The organism is Micromonospora sp. CNZ280, assembly GCF_011759515.1.
In genome coordinates, this window is sequence record NZ_JAAOYP010000002.1 from 439,419 (window position 1) to 459,626 (window position 20,208).

A 20,208-nucleotide genomic window follows, 5' to 3' on the forward strand; every position below is an offset into this window, starting at 1 on the left:
CGCTGCCGCGCAACGCACTCGGCAAGGTGCAGAAGACCCGGCTCGGCTGAGCCGGGCCCGTTCCGCGCCGGGGGCGACGTCCGGGCCCACGGGTGCTAGGTGCGCGCGGCCGCCGGCGGGCGCGGCGCGAGCGAGGACAGCGCCTCGCGGCGCAGCTTGCCGGTCTCGTCGCGGGGCAGCCGGTCGACCACCCGCCACACCCGGGGCACCTTGAACCCGGCCAGCCGGGTGCGGCAGTGCCGGTCCAGCGTGGCCGGCGCGTCGGCGGCGGCGAGCCCCTCCCCGGCGAGCTGCACCAGGGCGCAGACCCGCTCGCCGTACTCCTCGTCGGGCACCCCCAGCACGGCCACGTCCTGCACCGCCTCGTGGGCCAGCAGGGCCGCCTCCACCTCGGCCGGGTAGACGTTCACCCCGCCGGAGACGATGGTCTGGCTGTGCCGACCGGTGAGGAAGAGGTAGCCGTCGTCGTCGACGTGGCCCAGTTCGCCGTAGGTGTAGACGCCCGGCGCCAGGTGCGCCTCGCGGGTCTTGGCCGGGTCGCCGTGGTAGTGGAACTCGTGCGCCGCGCCCCGACGGAAGAAGATCCGGCCGACCCGGCCCGGGGGCAGTTCCGCGCCGTCCGGCCCGACCACCAGGATCCGGGTCGGTGGCACGGCCCGCCCGACGCTGCCCGGCCGGGCCAGCCACTCCTCGGCCTCGATGAGGGTCACCACGCCGCCCTCGGTGGCCGCGTAGTACTCCACCACCACCGGGCCCCACCACTCGATCATGCGGCGTTTCACCTCCGGCCCGCACGGTCCGCCGCCGTGCCAGACCCGGCGCAGGCTGCCGCCGTGGAAGCGGCGGCGGACCGGCTCCGGCAGCCGGAGCAGGCGGACGAACTGGGTGGGCACCAGGTGGCACAGGTTGATCGACTCGCTGTCGATGAGGCGCAGCGTCCGTTCCGGATCGAACCGTTCCTCGATGCGCAGCTCACAGCCGCGCAACAGGGGCAGCAGGGCGAAGTACAGCTGCGCCGAGTGGTACCAGGGACCGACGAGCAGGGCCCGGCCGGTGGCCGGCACCTTCAGCACCAGTCCGGCGTACGCCAGCAGCCGGCCGACCCCGGCGAGCGGCTCGCCCTGCCGGAACACCCCGTTGACCACGCCCTTCGGCACCCCGGTGGTGCCCGACGTGTAGAGCATCACCGACCCGCAGACCTGCCCCTCCGGTTCCGCCCCGTCGGCGGCGGCGAGCAGCGGCTCGACGGCGGTGAAGCCGGACGCGACGGCGGGTGCCTCGGCGGCGCCGACGAGCAGCCGGGCCGGGCACTCGTCCGGCCGCAGCGCGGCGGCGACGACACCGGCCCGGGACGCGTCCACCAGCACCGCGCGGCTCGCCGAATCGGTCAGGATGTGGCGCAGCTCCGGCGCGGTGAGATGCCAGTTCACCGGGACCACCCGCAGGCCGCCGTGCAGGCCGGCGAGCAGCGCCTCGAACACCTCGACCCGGTTGCCGACCACCACCGCCACGGTGTCCCCGGCCGACAGACCGCGCCCGCGCAGCACCCGCAGCCACCGGTTCACCCGATCGTTGAGCGCCCACCAGTCGAGCCGGCGGTGCCGGTCGGCCAGCGCCGGCTCCCCGGCCCGGTCACGGACCAGCTCGTCGAGGAGTCGGGCCACGGTCAGCCCAGCAGGTCCGGCTCGGCGCGGACCACGTCGGCGTAGAGCGGCCGGAAGTTCAGCCGGCCCAACGCGGGGGTGCCGATGGTGTCCCGGGTGGCCCGGGCGTCGTCCGGGTCGACCAGCACCGGCCGGCCGGCCGCCTCCGCCAGCAGCTGCACCTGGCAGCAGCGGTCCATCGAGACGAACCACCAGGCCGCCTCGGCCACGCTGCCGCCGACGGTGAGCAGGCCGTGGTTGCGCAGGATCACCGCCTTGCGGTCGCCGAGCGTGCCGGCGATCCGCTTACCCTCGGCCGGGTCGAGCACCACCCCGGAGTAGTGCTCGTGCACCTCGTGGTCCTCGAAGAACGCGCAGGCGTCCTGGGTGATCGGGTCCAGCGGCCGGCCGAGGGTGGACCAGGCCCGCCCGTACGTGGAGTGGGTGTGCGCCGCGGCGACCACGTCCGGCCGGGCCAGGTGGATCTGCGAGTGGATGGCGTACCCGGCCGGGTTGATGGTGCCGGTGCCCGCCACCACCGTCCCGGCGTGGTCGACCAGGAGCAGGTCGCTGACCCGCACGTGACCGAAGTGCTGGCCGAACCGGTTGATCCAGAAGTGGTCGGGCCGGATCGGGTCGCGCGCGGTTACGTGCCCGCCGGCGCCCTCGTCGAAGCCGAGCCGGGCGAAGATCCGCAGGGTCGCGGCGAGCTGCCGCTTGCGGTGCTGCCGCTCCTCCTCGGGCGACCGCTCGGTGCGCGGAGCGTTCATGTCGCGCACGGTAGCCGGTGCCACGACGCGTGGCTACGGTGTCGCTCGTGGACCTGAACGACAGCACCGAGCAGGCCGCGTTCCGCGCCGGGCTGCGGGCCTGGCTGAGCGAACGGCTACCCGCGCCGGCGCCCGACGGTGCGCCCGGCGACCCGGCCGCCCTGCGGGACTGGACCAAGCAGGTGCACGCCGCCGGCTACGCCGGCCTCACCTGGCCGGTGGCCTACGGCGGGCGCGGCCTCTCCCCCGTCCACCAGGGCATCTTCGCCGAGGAGTGCGCCCTGGCCGGCGCCCCCGACCAGCTCAACGTGATCGGCCTGAACATGGTCGGCCCGACCCTGATCCGGTACGGCACCCCGGCGCAGCAGGAGCGCCACCTGGCCGCGATCCTCGCCGGCGACCACGTGTTCTGCCAGGGCTTCTCCGAGCCGGAGGCGGGCTCCGACCTCGCCGCCGTGCGTACCGCAGCGCGTCGGATGCCGGGCGGGTTCGTGGTCGACGGGGAGAAGCTCTGGTCCTCGTACGCCCCGCTGGCCGACCACTGCCTGCTGCTGGCCCGCACCGGGCCGGACGGGCCGCGGCACCGGGGCCTCACCTGCTTCCTGCTCGACATGCGGGCGCCCGGGGTGACGGTACGGCCGCTGCGGCAGATCAACGGCGCGGCGGAGTTCGGCCAGATCCTGCTGGCCGGGGTGCGGGTCGGCGACGACTGCGTGATCGGCGAGGTCGACGCGGGGTGGGCGGTGGCGATGACCACGCTCGCCCACGAACGCGGCACCTTCGGCATCACCCTGAACGCCCGGCTCAGCGTCCAGTTCGACCGGTTGCTGGCCACCGTTCGGGCCACCGGCCACGCCGACGACCCGCTGGTCCGCGACGAGGTGGCCCAACTGCACGTCGAGGTGCAGGCCCTGCGCTGGACCGGCTACCGGGCGCTGACCGGGTTGCAGCGCACCGGCGAGCCGGGCCCGGAGAGCGCGGTGCTGAAGCTGCACTGGTCGCACGTCCACCAGCGGGTCTGCGACCTGGCGGTCCGGCTGCTCGGCGAGCGCGCGGCGCTGGACGGCGCGGACGCGTACTGGGCCGGCTACTGGCAGGGGCAGCTGCTGCGCAGCCGGGGCAACACCATCGAGGGCGGCACCTCGGAGATCCTGCGCGGGCTCATCGCCGAGCGGGTCGCCGGCCTGCCGCGCTGGCGCTGACGAGGGGGGCGGGATGGAGTTCGGCTTCACCGAGCAGCAGCGGCACCTGCGGGAGGTGACCCGCGGGTACCTCGCCGAGCGCTACCCGCCGGATCGGGTGGCCGCGCTCGCCGACGGCGCCGGGCACGACCCCGACGGCTGGGCGCCGCTGGTCCGCCTGGGCTGGCGGGACGCCGACCTCGGCCTGGTGGAGCAGGCGGTGCTGGCCGACGAGTCCGGCTACGCGCTGCACCCGGTGCCGTGGTGGAGCACGCTGAGCGCGGCGCTGCCCGGCACCGCGCCGGCCACCGTCGCCTGCCACGACGACGACTGCGCGACGCTGGACGCCGCGCACCGGTCCAGCGCGGTGCGCGCGGTCACCGGCCCGGGCGGCTGGCGGGTGTCGGGGGTGAAGCGGCTCGTCCCCGACCTGGCCGCGGTCACCGAGGTGCTGCTCACCGCCGGCACCGCCGAGGGCGTGGCGCTGTTCCGGGTCCGCCGGGACGCGGTCGGGGTGACCGTGGTCGACCGCGCCGGGCTGGACGGGCTGCGCCGCCCGGCGGACCTGCGCTGCGCGGACACCCCGGCCGAGCCGGTCGCCGACGTCGCCGGCACCCCGGTGACGCTGCGCCGGCTGCGCTGGCGGGCGTACACCCTGCTGGCGGCCGAGGCGCTGGGGGTGGCCCGCCGGGCGTACGACCTGGCCGTCGCGCACGCCCGGACCCGCACCCAGTTCGGGCGGCCGATCGGGGCGTTCCAGGGAGTCAGCTTCCGCGTCGCCGACAGCTACGTGGCCGTCGAGCTGGCGCACTCGCTGGTCTACCGGGCCGCCTGGCTGGCCGGGCGGGCCGACGGGCGGCCGGACGGGACCGTCGACGAGGCGGTCGCCGCCGCCGTGGTCGCCGCCCGCGACGCGGCGGTACGCGGCTGCGAGCACGCCATCCAGGTGCTCGGCGGGATCGGGATGACCTGGGAGCACCCGGTGCACCGGTGGTACCGGCGGGCGCTCTGGAATCGCGCCTTCGACGCGCCGTCGACCCGGCACCGGGCCGACCTGGCCCGGGCGCTGCTCGGGAGCTGACGTGCTGGGCGAGTTGCTGCCGGCCGCCGTGCGGGTCGCCGAGCGGCCCGACGACGACCCGGCCGCCGTACCCCTGGCCGAGGAGGCCGACGAGGTGGCCCGGGCCGGCGCGGGCCGGCGCGGCGAGTTCCTCACCGGACGGGCCTGCGCGCGGCGGGCGCTGGCCCGGTTCGGCGTGCCGCCGGTGGCCATCCCGGGCGGTGCCGACCGCGCGCCCCGCTGGCCGGCCGGCTTCGTCGGGAGCATCACCCACTGCCGCGGCTACCGGGGCGCGGCCGTGGCCCGCCGCGCCGACCTGCTCGCCGTCGGCGTCGACGCCGAGCCGCACCGGCCGCTGCCGCCCCGGGTCGCCGAGCGGATCCTGCTGCCGGCCGAGCGGCGCTGGTTGCGCGGGCAGCCGCCGGGCGCGGCCCTCGACACGGTCCTCTTCTCGGCCAAGGAGAGCGTCTACAAGGTCTGGCAGCCGGTCACCGGGCGCTGGCTCGGCTTCCGCGACGCCCTGGTCCGCCTCGACCCGGCCGGCACCTTCACCGTGGAACTGCTGGTGCCGGCGCCCGACTGCCTGCGCGGGATCACCGGCCGGTTCCGGATCGGCGACGGGCTGGTGCTCACCGCTGCCGCGGTGCCGGCGTGATCCCCGCGCCGGAGCAGGTGACCCCGACCTGGCTGACCGGCGCCCTGCGCGCGACGGCAGCGGCCGGCGCGCGGGTGACCGCTGTGGAGCGCGCGCCGGTCGGCGGCGGGAAGCTGGCCCGCTGCGTCCGGCTGCGGCTGCGCTGGTCACCGGCCGGCGCCGGGCCGGACACGGTGATCGGCAAGTTCGCCGCCGCCGACGAGCGCACCCGGCGCACCGGCACCGACAGCGACGCGTACCGCCGGGAACTGCTCTTCTACCGCCGGCTGGCGCCGGCCGTACCGATCCGGGTGCCACGCTGCCACCTCGCCGAGGCGGCACCGGGGACCGGCGAGTTCGTGCTGCTGCTCGCCGACGCCGCCCCGGCCCGCCCCCGCGACCAGGTACGCGGCGCCACCGCGGACGACGTCGCGCTGGCGCTGGGTGAGCTGGCCCGGCTGCAGGCCCGGTTCTGGGGCGGTGCCGGGCTCTGCGGCCAGGAGTGGTTGCCGGTGCCCGGCCCGGCGACCGGCCGGCGCCGGGCAGCGGCGTACCGGGTGACCGCCGAGGGGTTCCTGGCCCGGTTCGGGACGCGACTGTCGCCCCGGGCCCGGGCGGTGGTAGCCGGGTTCGGCACCCGGGTACGCCGCTGGGCCGCCGCGCAGCAGCCGCCGTACACCCTGCTGCACGGCGACTTCCGGCTGGACAACCTGCTCTTCGACGACGGCCCGGGCAGCGCGCCGCTGACCGTCGTGGACTGGCAGACGGTGGCGCTCGGCCCCGGCCCGAGCGACGCGGCGTACCTGGTCGGCGGCGCGCTGCCGGAGGACGTCCGGCGGGACCACGAGGAGGAGCTGCTGCGGCACTACCGGCGCGCACTGGCCGCGGCCGGGGTGCGCTGGGCCGAGGCGGAGTGCCGCCGCGCGTGGCGGCTGGGCGCGCTCGCCGGGGTCCACATGACGGTGGTCGGCGCGATGCTCGTCGCCGCGGACCCGGCCAGCGACGCCATGTTCATGTCGCTGGCCGAGCGGCACGCGGCCCACGTGACGGATCTGGAGGCGTTCGATGTCCTCGACCAGCACCGGTGAGCAGGCACTGCCCGACGAGGCGTTCGGGCCGCCGCCCGCCGACCCGCCCGCGTACTGGCAGGAGAGCTGCTACTTCGTGGCGCACCGGCCGGACCACCCCGGCGACGTGCTGATCCTCAACCTGACCAGCCAGCCGACCCGGGACGGGTTCGACTGCCTGCAGCTGAGCCGGATCGACGGGCGGTTACGGTTCGCCCGGTTCACCCGCCGGTACGGCGACGACCCCCGCACCACCGCCGTCGGTCCGGCCCGGGTGGACGTGCTCGCGCCGTACCGGCGGATCCGGCTGGCGGTGGCGGAGGGCGAGGCGCCGGTCGGCTTCGACCTGACCTGGACCGCGCGCACCCGGCCGTACCTGCTGCCCCGCGGGTCGATGTCGGTCGACGACCGGCTGGTGTGGGACCAGCGGCACCTGTTCCAGTCCGGCTGGTTCGACGGCTGGTACTCCGTCGACGGCGAGCACCGGCCGGTCCGGCGGTGGTGGGGGCAGCGCGACCACTCCTGGGGGGTGCGGGACCACGCCCGGGTGCCGCTGTGGATGTGGCTGGCCGTGCAGCTCGGCGACGGGATGCTCGGCGTCTGGTGCTGGGAGCGGCCGGACGGTGGCCGGGCCTACTGCGCCGGCTGCTGGGCCCCGGTCGGCGACGGGGAGCCGGTGCCGGTCACCGGCTTCCGGCACCGGTTGCACTGGACCGGGGTCGACGGCCGGCCGGTCGGGTACGGGCGGGCCGGCGCGGCGGTGCACGGCCTGGCGGGCCGGGTGGAGTTCGATCTGGCCGACGGCCGACGAGTCGGGGTGACCGGCAGCGGGGAGTGGAACGCCCGCTACGGCCGGCGCGGGGGCGGGCAGCACCACCTCGCGGTGGTCACCGACGACGGCCGCCGGGGCACCGCGATCTACGAGATCACCGGCTCGGACCACCACCACTTCTTTCCGGGCGGCGCCCGGTGACCGGGCCGCTGCACGGGCTGCGGGTGCTGGAGCTGGCCACCGGGGTGGCCGGCCCGTACGCCGGCCGGCTGCTGGCCATGCTCGGCGCCACCGTGGTGAAGGCGGAGCCGCCCGGCGGCGACCCGGCGCGCGGACTGCCGGTCGACGGTGGGCCGCAGCACTCGCCGAGCCCGGTCTTCGTGCACCTGAACGCCGGCAAGCGGCTGGTCGGCCGGGAGGTGCTGCCGGCGGCGCTGGGCTGGGCGGACGTGGTGCTGGACGACGGCACCCTGCCGGTGGACGGGCCGGCGGTGGACGGGCCGCTGGTGGTCACCGTGGCCTCCGGGCTGGCCACCGACGAGGAGCTGCTGGTGCAGGCGGCGTCCGGGCTGCTGGCGGTGAGCGTGGACGACGACGGGGTGCCGCACCGGTTCCCCGGCTGGCAGTCGCAATACCTGGCCGGGGCGTACGCGGCGGCGGCCGCGCTGGCCGGGCTGGCCCGCGGGGCGGCCTGGGCCCGGGTCAGCTGGCTGGGGGCGCTGCTGACCGCGTTCGAGGCGCAGGGCGCCGGGCTGCTCTACACCGCCAGCTCTGGCCGTCCGGAGGACCCCGACGAGGCCCGCCGCAACGCGGGGCACCTGGCCCGCACCTTCCCGTCCGGGGTGTTCGCCTGCGCGGACGGGCAGGTGATCCCGGGCACCGTACGGGCGGAGGACTGGCTGCGGCAGTGCGCCGTCTACGGCCGACCCGACCTGCCGTACGACGAGCGGTTCGTCTGGGCGCACCGGTGGCGCAACCGGCACCTGCTCGCCGCCGAGCTGCGCCCCTGGTACGCCGCGCGCACCCGGGCGGAGATCTTCCGGGCGGCGCTGGACGCCGGTTGGGCGGCGGCGATGGTGCTCACCGCCCGGGACGCGCTGACCGACCCGCACCTGGCCGAGCGGGGCTTCCTCGCCCCGCTGACCGGGGCGACCGGCGGCCGGGTGGCGGCCCGCCCGTGGCGCAGCCCGCTGCTGCCCGAGGGGGTGCCGGTCCGGCTCGCCGGACCGGGCGGGGACGCCGGCTGGTTCCGCCCCGAGCACCCGCGCCCGGCGGCACCGCCCCGGCCACCGGAGCTGGCCGGGCTGCGCGTGCTGGAGCTGACGCTGGCCTGGGCGGGACCGCTCACCGGCCGGTTCCTCGGCACGCTCGGCGCGGACGTGGTGCGGGTCGAGGTGGGCAGTCGCCCGGACGGCTGGCGGACCCGGCACCGGTGGCACGAACTCGGCGTGCCGGTGCCCGACGGGGCGGACCCGCAGGAGTGCACCTGGGACGCCTCCGCCCAGTTCAACAGCCTGAACCGGGGCAAGCGCGGGATCTCGGTGGACCTGGCCACCCCGGCCGGCGCCGACGTCTTCCGGGACCTGGTCGCGGTCGCCGACGTGCTGGTGGTGAACATGACCCACGACGTGCTGGTCAAGCGCGGCGTGGCCGAGGACGTACGCCGGCAGGTCGAGCGCGGCCTGGTGGTGGTCACCATGCCGGCGCTGGGGGCGACCGGGCCGTACCGGTCGATGGCCGGCTACGGGATGCTCACCGAGGGGATGGGCGGGTTCGCCGCCCGGTACGGATCGCCGGCCGAGCCGGCAACGGTCAGCCCGGTCTACTACCCGGACGCGGTGGCCGGGGCGCACGGGGTGGTCGCGGTGCTGGCCGCGCTGGCCGGTCGCGCCCGGCACGGGCGGGGTGACTGGCTCGACCTGTCCCAGCAGGAGACGCTCTGGTTGCAGCTCGGCGAGGGCCTGGTGCTCGCCTCCCGGGAGGGCCGGAACCCGACGCGGCTCGGCGACGCCGAGCCGGGTGTCCCCAGCTCGGGCGTCGTCGCCACCCTGGACGGGCACGTCGCGTTCGTCGACCGGCGGCCCGGCTCGACCGCGACGCCGGAGACGGTGGCCCGCTGGGCCGCCGGGTCGACCACCGCCGAGGTGCTGGCCCGGTTGCGCGCCGAGGGGGTCGCCGCCGAGGCGGTGGCCGACCTGCGCCGGCGGTACGCCGACGGCACGCTGCGCGCCGCCGGGCTGGTGGAGGAGGTCGACCACCCGGTCGCCGGGCGGCGGGCGTACCTCACCCCGCCGGTGCGGCTGGCCGGCGATCCGCTGCCGCCGGCCCGGCCCGCTCCCCTGTTCGACCAGCACACCGACGAGGTGCTCGCCGAGTGGCTCGGCTACGCCGCCGGGCGGATCCGGGCGCTGCGCGAGGCCGGGGCGGTCGGCACCCGCCCGCGCCAGCCACGCCGCCGCTCGACCAGCGCCGCCGGCCGCCGCTGACCGCACCGTGCGGGGCGGTGATCGGGCCGGAGCGGGAATCCGCACGGCGCGGGGGACGCCCGGTCCCGTGCGGCCGGGAGGTGTCGCGCGCGCCGCCGCCCTCCGGGGGTGGGAGGGCGGCGGGGACGGACGCGGCTCAGCCGGCGGTGGGAATGGCGTCGGCGGGCGCCGCGTCGGTCCAGTGCAGCACGCCCTCGGACCAGACGTAGCGGGCCTGGCCCCAGCGCATCACGGAGGCCGCGTCCGGAAAGAAGCCCGAGCCCTTGAAGTTGGCGCTGGTGTTGCAGAGCACCGGGACGCCGGTGAGCCGCTCGTACGCGGTCAGCAGCCGGTGCATCGTCGGGTTGTCGGCGTCCACGGTCTGCAACCGGGCGCTGCCGTCGAGGTGCACCACCGCCGGGATCCGATCCTTCCACTCCGGACGGACGGAGTGGTCGAAGAGCATGTACGGATCCCGGGTGCCGGGGCTGAACACCTCCGGCGCCCGGTCCTGGAGGCAGATCGGGGCGACCGGCCGGTACCACTCCCGCCCCTTCATGGCGTTGAGCCGGTCCTTCATGGCCGCACTGGTGGCCGGGGCGATGATGCTGCGGTGCCCGAGCGCCCGGGGGCCGAGCTCGGCCGGCCCGTGCACCACGACCACCGGCTCGCCCTGCTCCTCCAGCAGCTTGGCCAGCTCCTCGATCTCGCAGGGGCGGCTGGACCAGCCGGCCGGCGTCCGCCGGGTCGGCGTCACCGGCGGGCCGGCGAAGACCGACCAGCGCAGCGCGGACCGCCCGGTGCTGCGGATCATCTCCACGCACGCCGCGCCGATCGCCGAGCCCGCGTCGTTGGGGAACGGCGGCACCCAGACATCGGCGAAGAGGCCGCTGGCCCGCAGCCCGGCGTTCCACTTGATGTTCAGGGCGCAGCCGCCGGAGAGGCAGATCGGCAGGCCGTCCAGCTCGGGCAGCTCGGCGAGCTTCTGCTTGAGCCCGTCGACGAGCACCCGGAACAGGTGTTCCTGGAAGGAGGCGAGCAGCGCGGCGTCGGAGAGCCCCAGGGCGGCGGCCTCCTGCTGCACCCGCCGGCTCCACCCGTACGACTTGATGGCCCGGTCGATCGGCAGCATCGCCGCCGTGACACCCTCCATCAGCTTGACGGCCTCCTCCGACGGCGGGTCGAGCGAGGCGTACGCCATCGCCTTGCCGGAGACCGGGAGCAGCGCCTCCATGCCCGGGCCGGGGTTGGACGCGAGCCGTCGCGAGTGGTCGACCCGGAACGGGCCGAAGTGCGACGCGAAGATCGGGTAGATGCCGCCGGACACCTCCGCCACCGGACCGTACGCGCGCACCGCCCGCCGCCGGGGGTCGTAGTGGTAGAGGTTCGGCGCCATCCCGCCGTCCCAGACCAGCATCAGCGCCGGCTCGTCCCGGGCGGCGAAGTCGCTGGTGCAGTAGCTGGCGAAGGCGTGGTCGGTGGCGTGGCTGAAGCTGCGGAACCGGGTCCGCGCCGGGCCGAAGAGCGGGCTGCTGCCGACCCGGCCGTCGAGCAGCCGGGGTGAGTCCGCCGGCGCGTCGTCGTAGCCGGCCACCTCGACCGGCCGGGCGATGCCGGCGTCGTCGATCACCTCGACCCAGCTCTCGTTCTCCCGGCCCCGGGCCCAGCCGTCGATGACCACACTGGTCAGGTCGGCCGGGGAGATCCCGGCGTCGCGCAGCCGCGCGGCGATGTCGGCGGAGCGGTTGAAGGTCGCGTGCCGTTCCCGGTTCTCCAGCTTCTCCGCCTCGACCGAGAGCAGCAGGCGGTCGCCCTCCACGATCGCGAAGCCGCCGTCGTGGGTCATCTTGAGCCCGCAGATCAGGGGTGCAGACATCGCTTCTCCTCCCGGCGCGACCGGTCGGCGGCGACCTGGGTCGTGGTGGAACATAGGCGCGGCCCAGCCGGGGCGACAAGGCGCGCAGAACCGCGCCCGCGGCCCGGGCGAGTGACGCGACTCCGCAGTTGAACGCCGGTGCGGTCCGCGGCGACACTGCCAGGCGTGCCGGAGCCGGTGAGTTTCGCCAGGGACGTGCTGCCGCTCTTCCGCGAGCTGGACCTCGAGATGCCGCACGCCTTCGACCTGTCCGACCACGCCGACGTATGCGCGTGGGCCGAGGCCATCCACGAGCGCCTCGCGGACGGTTCGATGCCGTGCGACGCGCCGTGGCCGGACGAGGACGTGGCACTGTTCCGCCGCTGGATCGACGAGGGCCGGCACCCCTGACGCACCCGCCGGGCCCACGCCCGGTCTCGGCCACGCTCGGGCGGATCTGCGCTCGGCCGGGCCCGCGCCCGGTCGAGTCCCCGCTCGGTCGGGCCGCGCTCGCCGGGCCCGCACTCGGCCGGTTTCGGCGCGGGCGGGCCGGCGGGACAGCCCGGTCAGGCGCGGCTGAGCAGCGGGCGCGAGCGCCGTTCCAGCAACCCGCCGAGCGCCGGCGTGGCCCCGGCCGACCAGGCCGACAGGACCCGCTCGACGACGCCGAACTCCGACTCCAGCACGGACAGGCCCGCGGTCGGCACCGCCGCCCCGAGCGCGACCAGCAACGGGCGCAGGTAGCTCTCCACCGCGTGCCGGTGGCCGCGGTCGGCGGCGGTCATCATCGGCACCGCCACCGTGCCGGCCAGGCCGTGCCGGGGCAACAGGTCCAGGAAGAGCTTCAGCAGCCCGGTGTAGCTGCCCTTGTAGGTGGGCGAGGCGACCAGCAGCAGCGTCGCGCCGGTCACCGCCGCGTACGCCTCGCGCACCGCGGCGCACCGGTCCTCGGCCACGATCAGCCCGGCCGGCAGCTCGGCGAGGTCGACCAGGGTCGGCGCGGCCAGCTCGACGCCGGTCTCGGCCAACCGCTCGCGCAGCAGCTCCGCCGCCGTCAGCACCACGCCCCGGGTGCGCGACCTGGGCCGCGGATTGCCGACCAGGACGGTGAACGGGACCGAGCCACTGTCGACAGACGTCATTGCCACACATTGGCACGGCCCGACGCGGCGCTGCTACGTTCCGCGACATGGCTGACCACGGCGACCCGCCCCGGTTGGAGGTCCGTGGCCTGCGCCCCGACGAGCGCCGGCTGGCCGGCGGGCTGGTCGCCCGGGCGATGCGGGACAACCCCACCACGCTGGCGATGTGCGGCGCCGACCCGTTCGACCGGCTGGCGCACATGCAGCCGATCTGGACCGCCTTCTTCCACCGGCGCCGGGACCGGCGCCGGCGCGGGCCCGGCGGCCGGTGGAAGAAGGCGGTCCAGATCGGCTGCATGTGCGCCAGCCGTCGAACGGGTCGGCGCCGCACATCGCCAGCGTGGTGGGGTTGTCCCGCATCGGCCCGGGCGACCAGCCCGCCGGCCAGCCGGCGCTCGTCGGGGCGCAGGCCACGGACCTCCAACCGGGGCGGGTCGCCGTGGTCAGCCATGTCGCGGAACGTAGCAGCGCCGCGTCGGGCCGTGCCAATGTGTGGCAATGACGTCTGTCGACAGTGGCTCGGTCCCGTTCACCGTCCTGGTCGGCAATCCGCGGCCCAGGTCGCGCACCCGGGGCGTGGTGCTGACGGCGGCGGAGCTGCTGCGCGAGCGGTTGGCCGAGACCGGCGTCGAGCTGGCCGCGCCGACCCTGGTCGACCTCGCCGAGCTGCCGGCCGGGCTGATCGTGGCCGAGGACCGGTGCGCCGCGGTGCGCGAGGCGTACGCGGCGGTGACCGGCGCGACGCTGCTGCTGGTCGCCTCGCCCACCTACAAGGGCAGCTACACCGGGCTGCTGAAGCTCTTCCTGGACCTGTTGCCCCGGCACGGCCTGGCCGGCACGGTGGCGGTGCCGATGATGACCGCCGCCGACCGCGGCCACCGGCACGCGGTGGAGAGCTACCTGCGCCCGTTGCTGGTCGCGCTCGGGGCGGCGGTGCCGACCGCGGGCCTGTCCGTGCTGGAGTCGGAGTTCGGCGTCGTCGAGCGGGTCCTGTCGGCCTGGTCGGCCGGGGCCACGCCGGCGCTCGGCGGGTTGCTGGAACGGCGCTCGCGCCCGCTGCTCAGCCGCGCCTGACCGGGCTGTCCCGCCGGCCCGCCCGCGCCGAAACCGGCCGAGTGCGGGCCCGGCGAGCGCGGCCCGACCGAGCGGGGACTCGACCGGGCGCGGGCCCGGCCGAGCGCAGATCCGCCCGAGCGTGGCCGAGACCGGGCGTGGGCCCGGCGGGTGCGTCAGGGGTGCCGGCCCTCGTCGATCCAGCGGCGGAACAGTGCCACGTCCTCGTCCGGCCACGGCGCGTCGCACGGCATCGAACCGTCCGCGAGGCGCTCGTGGATGGCCTCGGCCCACGCGCATACGTCGGCGTGGTCGGACAGGTCGAAGGCGTGCGGCACTCGAGGTCCAGCTCGCGGAAGAGCGGCAGCACGTCCCTGGCGAAACTCACCGGCTCCGGCACGCCTGGCAGTGTCGCCGCGGACCGCACCGGCGTTCAACTGCGGAGTCGCGTCACTCGCCCGGGCCGCGGGCGCGGTTCTGCGCGCCTTGTCGCCCCGGCTGGGCCGCGCCTATGTTCCACCACGACCCAGGTCGCCGCCGACCGGTCGCGCCGGGAGGAGAAGCGATGTCTGCACCCCTGATCTGCGGGCTCAAGATGACCCACGACGGCGGCTTCGCGATCGTGGAGGGCGACCGCCTGCTGCTCTCGGTCGAGGCGGAGAAGCTGGAGAACCGGGAACGGCACGCGACCTTCAACCGCTCCGCCGACATCGCCGCGCGGCTGCGCGACGCCGGGATCTCCCCGGCCGACCTGACCAGTGTGGTCATCGACGGCTGGGCCCGGGGCCGGGAGAACGAGAGCTGGGTCGAGGTGATCGACGACGCCGGCATCGCCCGGCCGGTCGAGGTGGCCGGCTACGACGACGCGCCGGCGGACTCACCCCGGCTGCTCGACGGCCGGGTCGGCAGCAGCCCGCTCTTCGGCCCGGCGCGGACCCGGTTCCGCAGCTTCAGCCACGCCACCGACCACGCCTTCGCCAGCTACTGCACCAGCGACTTCGCCGCCCGGGACGAGCCGGCGCTGATGCTGGTCTGGGACGGCGGGATGGCGCCGAACCTCTACCACTACGACCCCCGGCGGCGGGCGGTGCGCGCGTACGGTCCGGTGGCGGAGGTGTCCGGCGGCATCTACCCGATCTTCGCGTCGCACTTCGGCCCGTTCCGGGTCGACCACTCGCGACGGCTCGCGTCCAACCCCGGCCCGGGCATGGAGGCGCTGCTCCCGGTCTCGGCAAGGCGATGGCGTACGCCTCGCTCGACCCGCCGTCGGAGGAGGCCGTCAAGCTGATGGAGGGTGTCACGGCGGCGATGCTGCCGATCGACCGGGCCATCAAGTCGTACGGGTGGAGCCGGCGGGTGCAGCAGGAGGCCGCCGCCCTGGGGCTCTCCGACGCCGCGCTGCTCGCCTCCTTCCAGGAACACCTGTTCCGGGTGCTCGTCGACGGGCTCAAGCAGAAGCTCGCCGAGCTGCCCGAGCTGGACGGCCTGCCGATCTGCCTCTCCGGCGGCTGCGCCCTGAACATCAAGTGGAACGCCGGGCTGCGGGCCAGCGGCCTCTTCGCCGATGTCTGGGTGCCGCCGTTCCCCAACGACGCGGGCTCGGCGATCGGCGCGGCGTGCGTGGGAGATGATCCGCAGCACCGGGCGGTCCGCGCTGCGCTGGTCGGTCTTCGCCGGCCCGCCGGTGACGCCGACCCGGCGGACGCCGGCCGGCTGGTCCAGCCGCCCCTGCGAGATCGAGGAGCTGGCCAAGCTGCTGGAGGAGCAGGGCGAGCCGGTGGTCGTGGTGCACGGGCCGGCCGAGCTCGGCCCCCGGGCGCTCGGGCACCGCAGCATCATCGCCCCGGCCACCAGTGCGGCCATGAAGGACCGGCTCAACGCCATGAAGGGGCGGGAGTGGTACCGGCCGGTCGCCCCGATCTGCCTCCAGGACCGGGCGCCGGAGGTGTTCAGCCCCGGCACCCGGGATCCGTACATGCTCTTCGACCACTCCGTCCGTCCGGAGTGGAAGGATCGGATCCCGGCGGTGGTGCACCTCGACGGCAGCGCCCGGTTGCAGACCGTGGACGCCGACAACCCGACGATGCACCGGCTGCTGACCGCGTACGAGCGGCTCACCGGCGTCCCGGTGCTCTGCAACACCAGCGCCAACTTCAAGGGCTCGGGCTTCTTTCCGGACGCGGCCTCCGTGATGCGCTGGGGCCAGGCCCGCTACGTCTGGTCCGAGGGCGTGCTGCACTGGACCGACGCGGCGCCCGCCGACGCCATTCCCACCGCCGGCTGAGCCGCGTCCGTCCCCGCCGCCCTCCCACCCCCGGAGGGCGGCGGCGCGCGCGACACCTCCCGGCCGCACGGGACCGGGCGTCCCCCGCGCCGTGCGGATTCCCGCTCCGGCCCGATCACCGCCCCGCACGGTGCGGTCAGCGGCGGCCGGCGGCGCTGGTCGAGCGGCGGCGTGGCTGGCGCGGGCGGGTGCCGACCGCCCCGGCCTCGCGCAGCGCCCGGATCCGCCCGGCGGCGTAGCCGAGCCACTCGGCGAGCACCTCGTCGGTGTGCTGGTCGAACAGGGGAGCGGGCCGGGCCGGCGGCAGCGGATCGCCGGCCAGCCGCACCGGCGGGGTGAGGTACGCCCGCCGCCCGGCGACCGGGTGGTCGACCTCCTCCACCAGCCCGGCGGCGCGCAGCGTGCCGTCGGCGTACCGCCGGCGCAGGTCGGCCACCGCCTCGGCGGCGACCCCCTCGGCGCGCAACCGGGCCAGCACCTCGGCGGTGGTCGACCCGGCGGCCCAGCGGGCCACCGTCTCCGGCGTCGCGGTCGAGCCGGGCCGCCGGTCGACGAACGCGACGTGCCCGTCCAGGGTGGCGACGACGCCCGAGCTGGGGACACCCGGCTCGGCGTCGCCGAGCCGCGTCGGGTTCCGGCCCTCCCGGGAGGCGAGCACCAGGCCCTCGCCGAGCTGCAACCAGAGCGTCTCCTGCTGGGACAGGTCGAGCCAGTCACCCCGCCCGTGCCGGGCGCGACCGGCCAGCGCGGCCAGCACCGCGACCACCCCGTGCGCCCCGGCCACCGCGTCCGGGTAGTAGACCGGGCTGACCGTTGCCGGCTCGGCCGGCGATCCGTACCGGGCGGCGAACCCGCCCATCCCCTCGGTGAGCATCCCGTAGCCGGCCATCGACCGGTACGGCCCGGTCGCCCCCAGCGCCGGCATGGTGACCACCACCAGGCCGCGCTCGACCTGCCGGCGTACGTCCTCGGCCACGCCGCGCTTGACCAGCACGTCGTGGGTCATGTTCACCACCAGCACGTCGGCGACCGCGACCAGGTCCCGGAAGACGTCGGCGCCGGCCGGGGTGGCCAGGTCCACCGAGATCCCGCGCTTGCCCCGGTTCAGGCTGTTGAACTGGGCGGAGGCGTCCCAGGTGCACTCCTGCGGGTCCGCCCCGTCGGGCACCGGCACGCCGAGTTCGTGCCACCGGTGCCGGGTCCGCCAGCCGTCCGGGCGACTGCCCACCTCGACCCGCACCACGTCCGCGCCGAGCGTGCCGAGGAACCGGCCGGTGAGCGGTCCCGCCCAGGCCAGCGTCAGCTCCAGCACGCGCAGCCCGGCCAGCTCCGGTGGCCGGGGGCGGTGCCGCCGGGCGCGGGTGCTCGGGGCGGAACCAGCCGGCGTCCCCGCCCGGTCCGGCGAGCCGGACCGGCACCCCCTCGGGCAGCAGCGGGCTGCGCCACGGGCGGGCCGCCACCCGGCCGCCGGTCGCCCCGGTCAGCGGGGCGAGGAAGCCCCGCTCGGCCAGGTGCGGGTCGGTCAGCGCGTCCCGGGCGGTGAGCACCATCGCCGCCGCCCAACCGGCGTCCAGCGCCGCCCGGAAGATCTCCGCCCGGGTGCGCGCGGCGTACCAGGGGCGCAGCTCGGCGGCGAGCAGGTGCCGGTTGCGCCACCGGTGCGCCCAGACGAACCGCTCGTCGTACGGCAGGTCGGGTCGGCCGTAGACGGCGCACTGCCGCAGCCAGTCCTCCGCCCGTACGGTGCCCGGGATCACCTGCCCGTCCGCGCAGGCGAACACCCCGGACGGGAAGGTGCGGGCCAGGTGCCCCGCGTTGCGGCGGGCCTCGTCGGGGTCCTCCGGACGGCCAGAGCTGGCGGTGTAGAGCAGCCCGGCGCCCTGCGCCTCGAACGCGGTCAGCAGCGCCCCCAGCCAGCTGACCCGGGCCCAGGCCGCCCCGCGGGCCAGCCCGGCCAGCGCGGCCGCCGCCGCGTACGCCCCGGCCAGGTATTGCGACTGCCAGCCGGGGAACCGGTGCGGCACCCCGTCGTCGTCCACGCTCACCGCCAGCAGCCCGGACGCCGCCTGCACCAGCAGCTCCTCGTCGGTGGCCAGCCCGGAGGCCACGGTGACCACCAGCGGCCCGTCCACCGCCGGCCCGTCCACCGGCAGGGTGCCGTCGTCCAGCACCACGTCCGCCCAGCCCAGCGCCGCCGGCAGCACCTCCCGGCCGACCAGCCGCTTGCCGGCGTTCAGGTGCACGAAGACCGGGCTCGGCGAGTGCTGCGGCCCACCGTCGACCGGCAGTCCGCGCGCCGGGTCGCCGCCGGGCGGCTCCGCCTTCACCACGGTGGCGCCGAGCATGGCCAGCAGCCGGCCGGCGTACGGGCCGGCCACCCCGGTGGCCAGCTCCAGCACCCGCAGCCCGTGCAGCGGCCCGGTCACCGGGCGCCGCCCGGAAAGAAGTGGTGGTGGTCCGAGCCGGTGATCTCGTAGATCGCGGTGCCCCGGCGGCCGTCGTCGGTGACCACCGCGAGGTGGTGCTGCCCGCCCCCGCGCCGGCCGTAGCGGGCGTTCCACTCCCCGCTGCCGGTCACCCCGACTCGTCGGCCGTCGGCCAGATCGAACTCCACCCGGCCCGCCAGGCCGTGCACCGCCGCGCCGGCCCGCCCGTACCCGACCGGCCGGCCGTCGACCCCGGTCCAGTGCAACCGGTGCCGGAAGCCGGTGACCGGCACCGGCTCCCCGTCGCCGACCGGGGCCCAGCAGCCGGCGCAGTAGGCCCGGCCACCGTCCGGCCGCTCCCAGCACCAGACGCCGAGCATCCCGTCGCCGAGCTGCACGGCCAGCCACATCCACAGCGGCACCCGGGCGTGGTCCCGCACCCCCCAGGAGTGGTCGCGCTGCCCCCACCACCGCCGGACCGGCCGGTGCTCGCCGTCGACGGAGTACCAGCCGTCGAACCAGCCGGACTGGAACAGGTGCCGCTGGTCCCACACCAGCCGGTCGTCGACCGACATCGACCCGCGGGGCAGCAGGTACGGCCGGGTGCGCGCGGTCCAGGTCAGGTCGAAGCCGACCGGCGCCTCGCCCTCCGCCACCGCCAGCCGGATCCGCCGGTACGGCGCGAGCACGTCCACCCGGGCCGGACCGACGGCGGTGGTGCGGGGGTCGTCGCCGTACCGGCGGGTGAACCGGGCGAACCGTAACCGCCCGTCGATCCGGCTCAGCTGCAGGCAGTCGAACCCGTCCCGGGTCGGCTGGCTGGTCAGGTTGAGGATCAGCACGTCGCCGGGGTGGTCCGGCCGGTGCGCCACGAAGTAGCAGCTCTCCTGCCAGTACGCGGGCGGGTCGGCGGGCGGCGGCCCGAACGCCTCGTCGGGCAGTGCCTGCTCACCGGTGCTGGTCGAGGACATCGAACGCCTCCAGATCCGTCACGTGGGCCGCGTGCCGCTCGGCCAGCGACATGAACATGGCGTCGCTGGCCGGGTCCGCGGCGACGAGCATCGCGCCGACCACCGTCATGTGGACCCCGGCGAGCGCGCCCAGCCGCCACGCGCGGCGGCACTCGCCTCGGCCCAGCGCACCCCGGCCGCGGCCAGTGCGCGCCGGTAGTGCCGCAGCAGCTCCTCCTCGTGGTCCCGCCGGACGTCCTCCGGCAGCGCGCCGCCGAACAGGTACGCCGCGTCGCTCGGGCCGGGGCCGAGCGCCACCGTCTGCCAGTCCACGACGGTCAGCGGCGCGCTGCCCGGGCCGTCGTCGAAGAGCAGGTTGTCCAGCCGGAAGTCGCCGTGCAGCAGGGTGTACGGCGGCTGCTGCGCGGCGGCCCAGCGGCGTACCCGGGTGCCGAACCCGGCTACCACCGCCCGGGCCCGGGGCGACAGTCGCGTCCCGAACCGGGCCAGGAACCCCTCGGCGGTCACCCGGTACGCCGCTGCCCGGCGCCGGCCGGTCGCCGGGCCGGGCACCGGCAACCACTCCTGGCCGCAGAGCCCGGCACCGCCCCAGAACCGGGCCTGCAGCCGGGCCAGCTCACCCAGCGCCAGCGCGACGTCGTCCGCGGTGGCGCCGCGTACCTGGTCGCGGGGGCGGGCCGGGGCGGCGTCGGCGAGCAGCAGCACGAACTCGCCGGTCCCCGGTGCCGCCTCGGCGAGGTGGCAGCGTGGCACCCGGATCGGTACGGCGGCGCCAGCCGGCGGTAGAAGAGCAGTTCCGGCGGTACGCGTCGCTGTCCGGTGCCGGTGCGCCGGGTGGCGCTCGTCGGCGGCGGCGAACTTGCCGATTCACCGTGTCCGGCCCGG

At 76.5% G+C, this 20,208-nt stretch carries 19 protein-coding genes and 2 pseudogenes; 11 read left to right on the forward strand and 10 right to left on the reverse strand.

The genetic code is table 11. The annotated features are described in order from the left end of the window. Positions 1–95 precede the first annotated feature (95 nt). Positions 96–1,664 carry an AMP-binding protein gene (locus FHX32_RS17070; RefSeq protein ID WP_167183806.1) on the reverse strand — a complete coding sequence of 523 codons (1,569 nt, stop codon included), beginning with the start codon at positions 1,662–1,664 and terminating at the stop codon, positions 96–98. A gap of 2 nt (positions 1,665–1,666) precedes the next feature. Further along, positions 1,667–2,422 carry a class II aldolase/adducin family protein gene (locus FHX32_RS17075; protein WP_486481234.1) on the reverse strand — a complete coding sequence of 252 codons (756 nt, stop codon included), beginning with the start codon at positions 2,420–2,422 and terminating at the stop codon, positions 1,667–1,669. Positions 2,423–2,460: 38 nt separating this feature from the next. Between FHX32_RS17075 and FHX32_RS17080 the strand changes: the two genes are divergently transcribed. The 6 genes from FHX32_RS17080 to FHX32_RS17105 are packed head-to-tail and all read left to right on the forward strand — an operon-like array spanning position 2,461 to position 9,613. Further along, the gene (locus FHX32_RS17080) at positions 2,461–3,615 is read left to right on the forward strand and encodes an acyl-CoA dehydrogenase family protein (RefSeq protein WP_167183812.1); all 1,155 of its coding nucleotides are present in this window, start codon (positions 2,461–2,463) and stop codon (positions 3,613–3,615) included. A gap of 13 nt (positions 3,616–3,628) precedes the next feature. Next, the gene (locus FHX32_RS17085; RefSeq protein ID WP_167183815.1) at positions 3,629–4,675 is read left to right on the forward strand and encodes an acyl-CoA dehydrogenase family protein; all 1,047 of its coding nucleotides are present in this window, start codon (positions 3,629–3,631) and stop codon (positions 4,673–4,675) included. Between the two features lie 4 nt (positions 4,676–4,679). Further along, the gene (locus tag FHX32_RS17090; RefSeq protein WP_167186050.1) at positions 4,680–5,309 is read left to right on the forward strand and encodes a 4'-phosphopantetheinyl transferase superfamily protein; all 630 of its coding nucleotides are present in this window, start codon (positions 4,680–4,682) and stop codon (positions 5,307–5,309) included. Further along, the gene (locus FHX32_RS17095; protein ID WP_167183818.1) at positions 5,306–6,376 is read left to right on the forward strand and encodes a phosphotransferase; all 1,071 of its coding nucleotides are present in this window, start codon (positions 5,306–5,308) and stop codon (positions 6,374–6,376) included. The genes FHX32_RS17090 and FHX32_RS17095 overlap by 4 nt, the downstream gene beginning before the upstream one ends. After that, positions 6,354–7,328, forward strand: a complete 975-nt coding sequence (locus tag FHX32_RS17100) for a hypothetical protein (RefSeq protein WP_167183821.1) — start codon at positions 6,354–6,356, stop codon at positions 7,326–7,328. Before FHX32_RS17095 ends, FHX32_RS17100 begins: the two co-directional genes overlap by 23 nt. After that, the gene (locus FHX32_RS17105) at positions 7,325–9,613 is read left to right on the forward strand and encodes a CoA transferase (RefSeq protein ID WP_167183824.1); all 2,289 of its coding nucleotides are present in this window, start codon (positions 7,325–7,327) and stop codon (positions 9,611–9,613) included. The genes FHX32_RS17100 and FHX32_RS17105 overlap by 4 nt, the downstream gene beginning before the upstream one ends. A 136-nt stretch (positions 9,614–9,749) precedes the next feature. On the opposite strand, the gene FHX32_RS17110 is transcribed toward FHX32_RS17105, so the two are convergent. Beyond that, positions 9,750–11,468: a carbamoyltransferase N-terminal domain-containing protein gene (locus FHX32_RS17110; RefSeq protein WP_167183827.1), complete on the reverse strand. Its 1,719-nt coding sequence runs from the start codon at positions 11,466–11,468 to the stop codon at positions 9,750–9,752. A gap of 165 nt (positions 11,469–11,633) precedes the next feature. On the opposite strand from FHX32_RS17110, the gene FHX32_RS17115 reads away from it, so the two are divergent. Then, positions 11,634–11,858, forward strand: a complete 225-nt coding sequence (locus FHX32_RS17115; RefSeq protein WP_109902898.1) for an HAD family hydrolase — start codon at positions 11,634–11,636, stop codon at positions 11,856–11,858. A 155-nt stretch (positions 11,859–12,013) separates the two neighbouring features. Here the strand turns inward: FHX32_RS17115 and FHX32_RS17120 are convergent, their stop codons facing one another. Then, the gene (locus FHX32_RS17120; RefSeq protein ID WP_167183830.1) at positions 12,014–12,589 is read right to left on the reverse strand and encodes an NAD(P)H-dependent oxidoreductase; all 576 of its coding nucleotides are present in this window, start codon (positions 12,587–12,589) and stop codon (positions 12,014–12,016) included. Positions 12,590–13,087: 498 nt separating this feature from the next. Here FHX32_RS17120 and FHX32_RS17125 point away from each other — a divergent pair, with 498 nt between their 5' ends. After that, on the forward strand, positions 13,088–13,663 hold the full coding sequence (locus tag FHX32_RS17125; protein WP_167183830.1) for an NAD(P)H-dependent oxidoreductase: 576 nt from the start codon (positions 13,088–13,090) through the stop codon (positions 13,661–13,663). A gap of 155 nt (positions 13,664–13,818) precedes the next feature. On the opposite strand, the gene FHX32_RS17130 is transcribed toward FHX32_RS17125, so the two are convergent. Then, positions 13,819–13,980, reverse strand: a complete 162-nt coding sequence (locus FHX32_RS17130; RefSeq protein WP_167183832.1) for a hypothetical protein — start codon at positions 13,978–13,980, stop codon at positions 13,819–13,821. 227 nt (positions 13,981–14,207) lie between these two features. On the opposite strand from FHX32_RS17130, the gene FHX32_RS34515 reads away from it, so the two are divergent. From FHX32_RS34515 to FHX32_RS34525, 3 genes and pseudogenes are all read left to right on the forward strand, one after another. Next, on the forward strand, positions 14,208–14,930 hold the full coding sequence (locus FHX32_RS34515) for a carbamoyltransferase N-terminal domain-containing protein (protein ID WP_208418833.1): 723 nt from the start codon (positions 14,208–14,210) through the stop codon (positions 14,928–14,930). Positions 14,931–14,950: 20 nt separating this feature from the next. Next, positions 14,951–15,250: pseudogene (locus FHX32_RS34520) on the forward strand (carbamoyltransferase N-terminal domain-containing protein); the annotation flags it as partial. Between the two features lie 19 nt (positions 15,251–15,269). Next, the gene (locus FHX32_RS34525; protein ID WP_208418834.1) at positions 15,270–15,926 is read left to right on the forward strand and encodes a carbamoyltransferase C-terminal domain-containing protein; all 657 of its coding nucleotides are present in this window, start codon (positions 15,270–15,272) and stop codon (positions 15,924–15,926) included. A 136-nt stretch (positions 15,927–16,062) separates the two neighbouring features. On the opposite strand, the gene FHX32_RS17140 is transcribed toward FHX32_RS34525, so the two are convergent. From FHX32_RS17140 to FHX32_RS17155, 5 genes and pseudogenes are all read right to left on the reverse strand, one after another. Beyond that, on the reverse strand, positions 16,063–17,253 hold the full coding sequence (locus FHX32_RS17140; RefSeq protein WP_486481235.1) for a CoA transferase: 1,191 nt from the start codon (positions 17,251–17,253) through the stop codon (positions 16,063–16,065). Positions 17,254–17,392: 139 nt separating this feature from the next. Next, positions 17,393–18,352, reverse strand: a pseudogene (locus FHX32_RS17145) (CoA transferase); the annotation flags it as partial. After that, on the reverse strand, positions 18,349–19,323 hold the full coding sequence (locus FHX32_RS17150) for a hypothetical protein (RefSeq protein WP_167183821.1): 975 nt from the start codon (positions 19,321–19,323) through the stop codon (positions 18,349–18,351). The pseudogene FHX32_RS17145 and the gene FHX32_RS17150, both read right to left, overlap by 4 nt. Continuing rightward, a complete protein-coding gene (locus FHX32_RS35150; protein ID WP_486481147.1) occupies positions 19,301–19,432 on the reverse strand; it encodes a hypothetical protein in 132 nt (43 codons plus the stop codon). Before FHX32_RS35150 ends, FHX32_RS17150 begins: the two co-directional genes overlap by 23 nt. Further along, positions 19,429–20,076: a phosphotransferase gene (locus FHX32_RS17155; RefSeq protein ID WP_167183836.1), complete on the reverse strand. Its 648-nt coding sequence runs from the start codon at positions 20,074–20,076 to the stop codon at positions 19,429–19,431. Before FHX32_RS17155 ends, FHX32_RS35150 begins: the two co-directional genes overlap by 4 nt. Between the last annotated feature and the right edge of the window lie 132 nt (positions 20,077–20,208).

What these genes read in the sequence shown, in the direction of transcription:
- FHX32_RS17085 (WP_167183815.1), top strand. Translation starts at nt 3,629, where the DNA reads ATGGAGTTCGGCTTCACCGAGCAGCAGCGGCACCTGCGGGAGGTGACC.
- FHX32_RS17100 (WP_167183821.1), top strand. Translation starts at nt 6,354, where the DNA reads ATGTCCTCGACCAGCACCGGTGAGCAGGCACTGCCCGACGAGGCGTTC.
- FHX32_RS17110 (WP_167183827.1), bottom strand. Translation starts at nt 11,468, where the DNA reads ATGTCTGCACCCCTGATCTGCGGGCTCAAGATGACCCACGACGGCGGC.
- FHX32_RS17120 (WP_167183830.1), bottom strand. Translation starts at nt 12,589, where the DNA reads ATGACGTCTGTCGACAGTGGCTCGGTCCCGTTCACCGTCCTGGTCGGC.
- FHX32_RS17125 (WP_167183830.1), top strand. Translation starts at nt 13,088, where the DNA reads ATGACGTCTGTCGACAGTGGCTCGGTCCCGTTCACCGTCCTGGTCGGC.
- FHX32_RS34515 (WP_208418833.1), top strand. Translation starts at nt 14,208, where the DNA reads ATGTCTGCACCCCTGATCTGCGGGCTCAAGATGACCCACGACGGCGGC.
- FHX32_RS34525 (WP_208418834.1), top strand. Translation starts at nt 15,270, where the DNA reads ATGATCCGCAGCACCGGGCGGTCCGCGCTGCGCTGGTCGGTCTTCGCC.
- FHX32_RS17150 (WP_167183821.1), bottom strand. Translation starts at nt 19,323, where the DNA reads ATGTCCTCGACCAGCACCGGTGAGCAGGCACTGCCCGACGAGGCGTTC.
- FHX32_RS35150 (WP_486481147.1), bottom strand. Translation starts at nt 19,432, where the DNA reads ATGACGGTGGTCGGCGCGATGCTCGTCGCCGCGGACCCGGCCAGCGAC.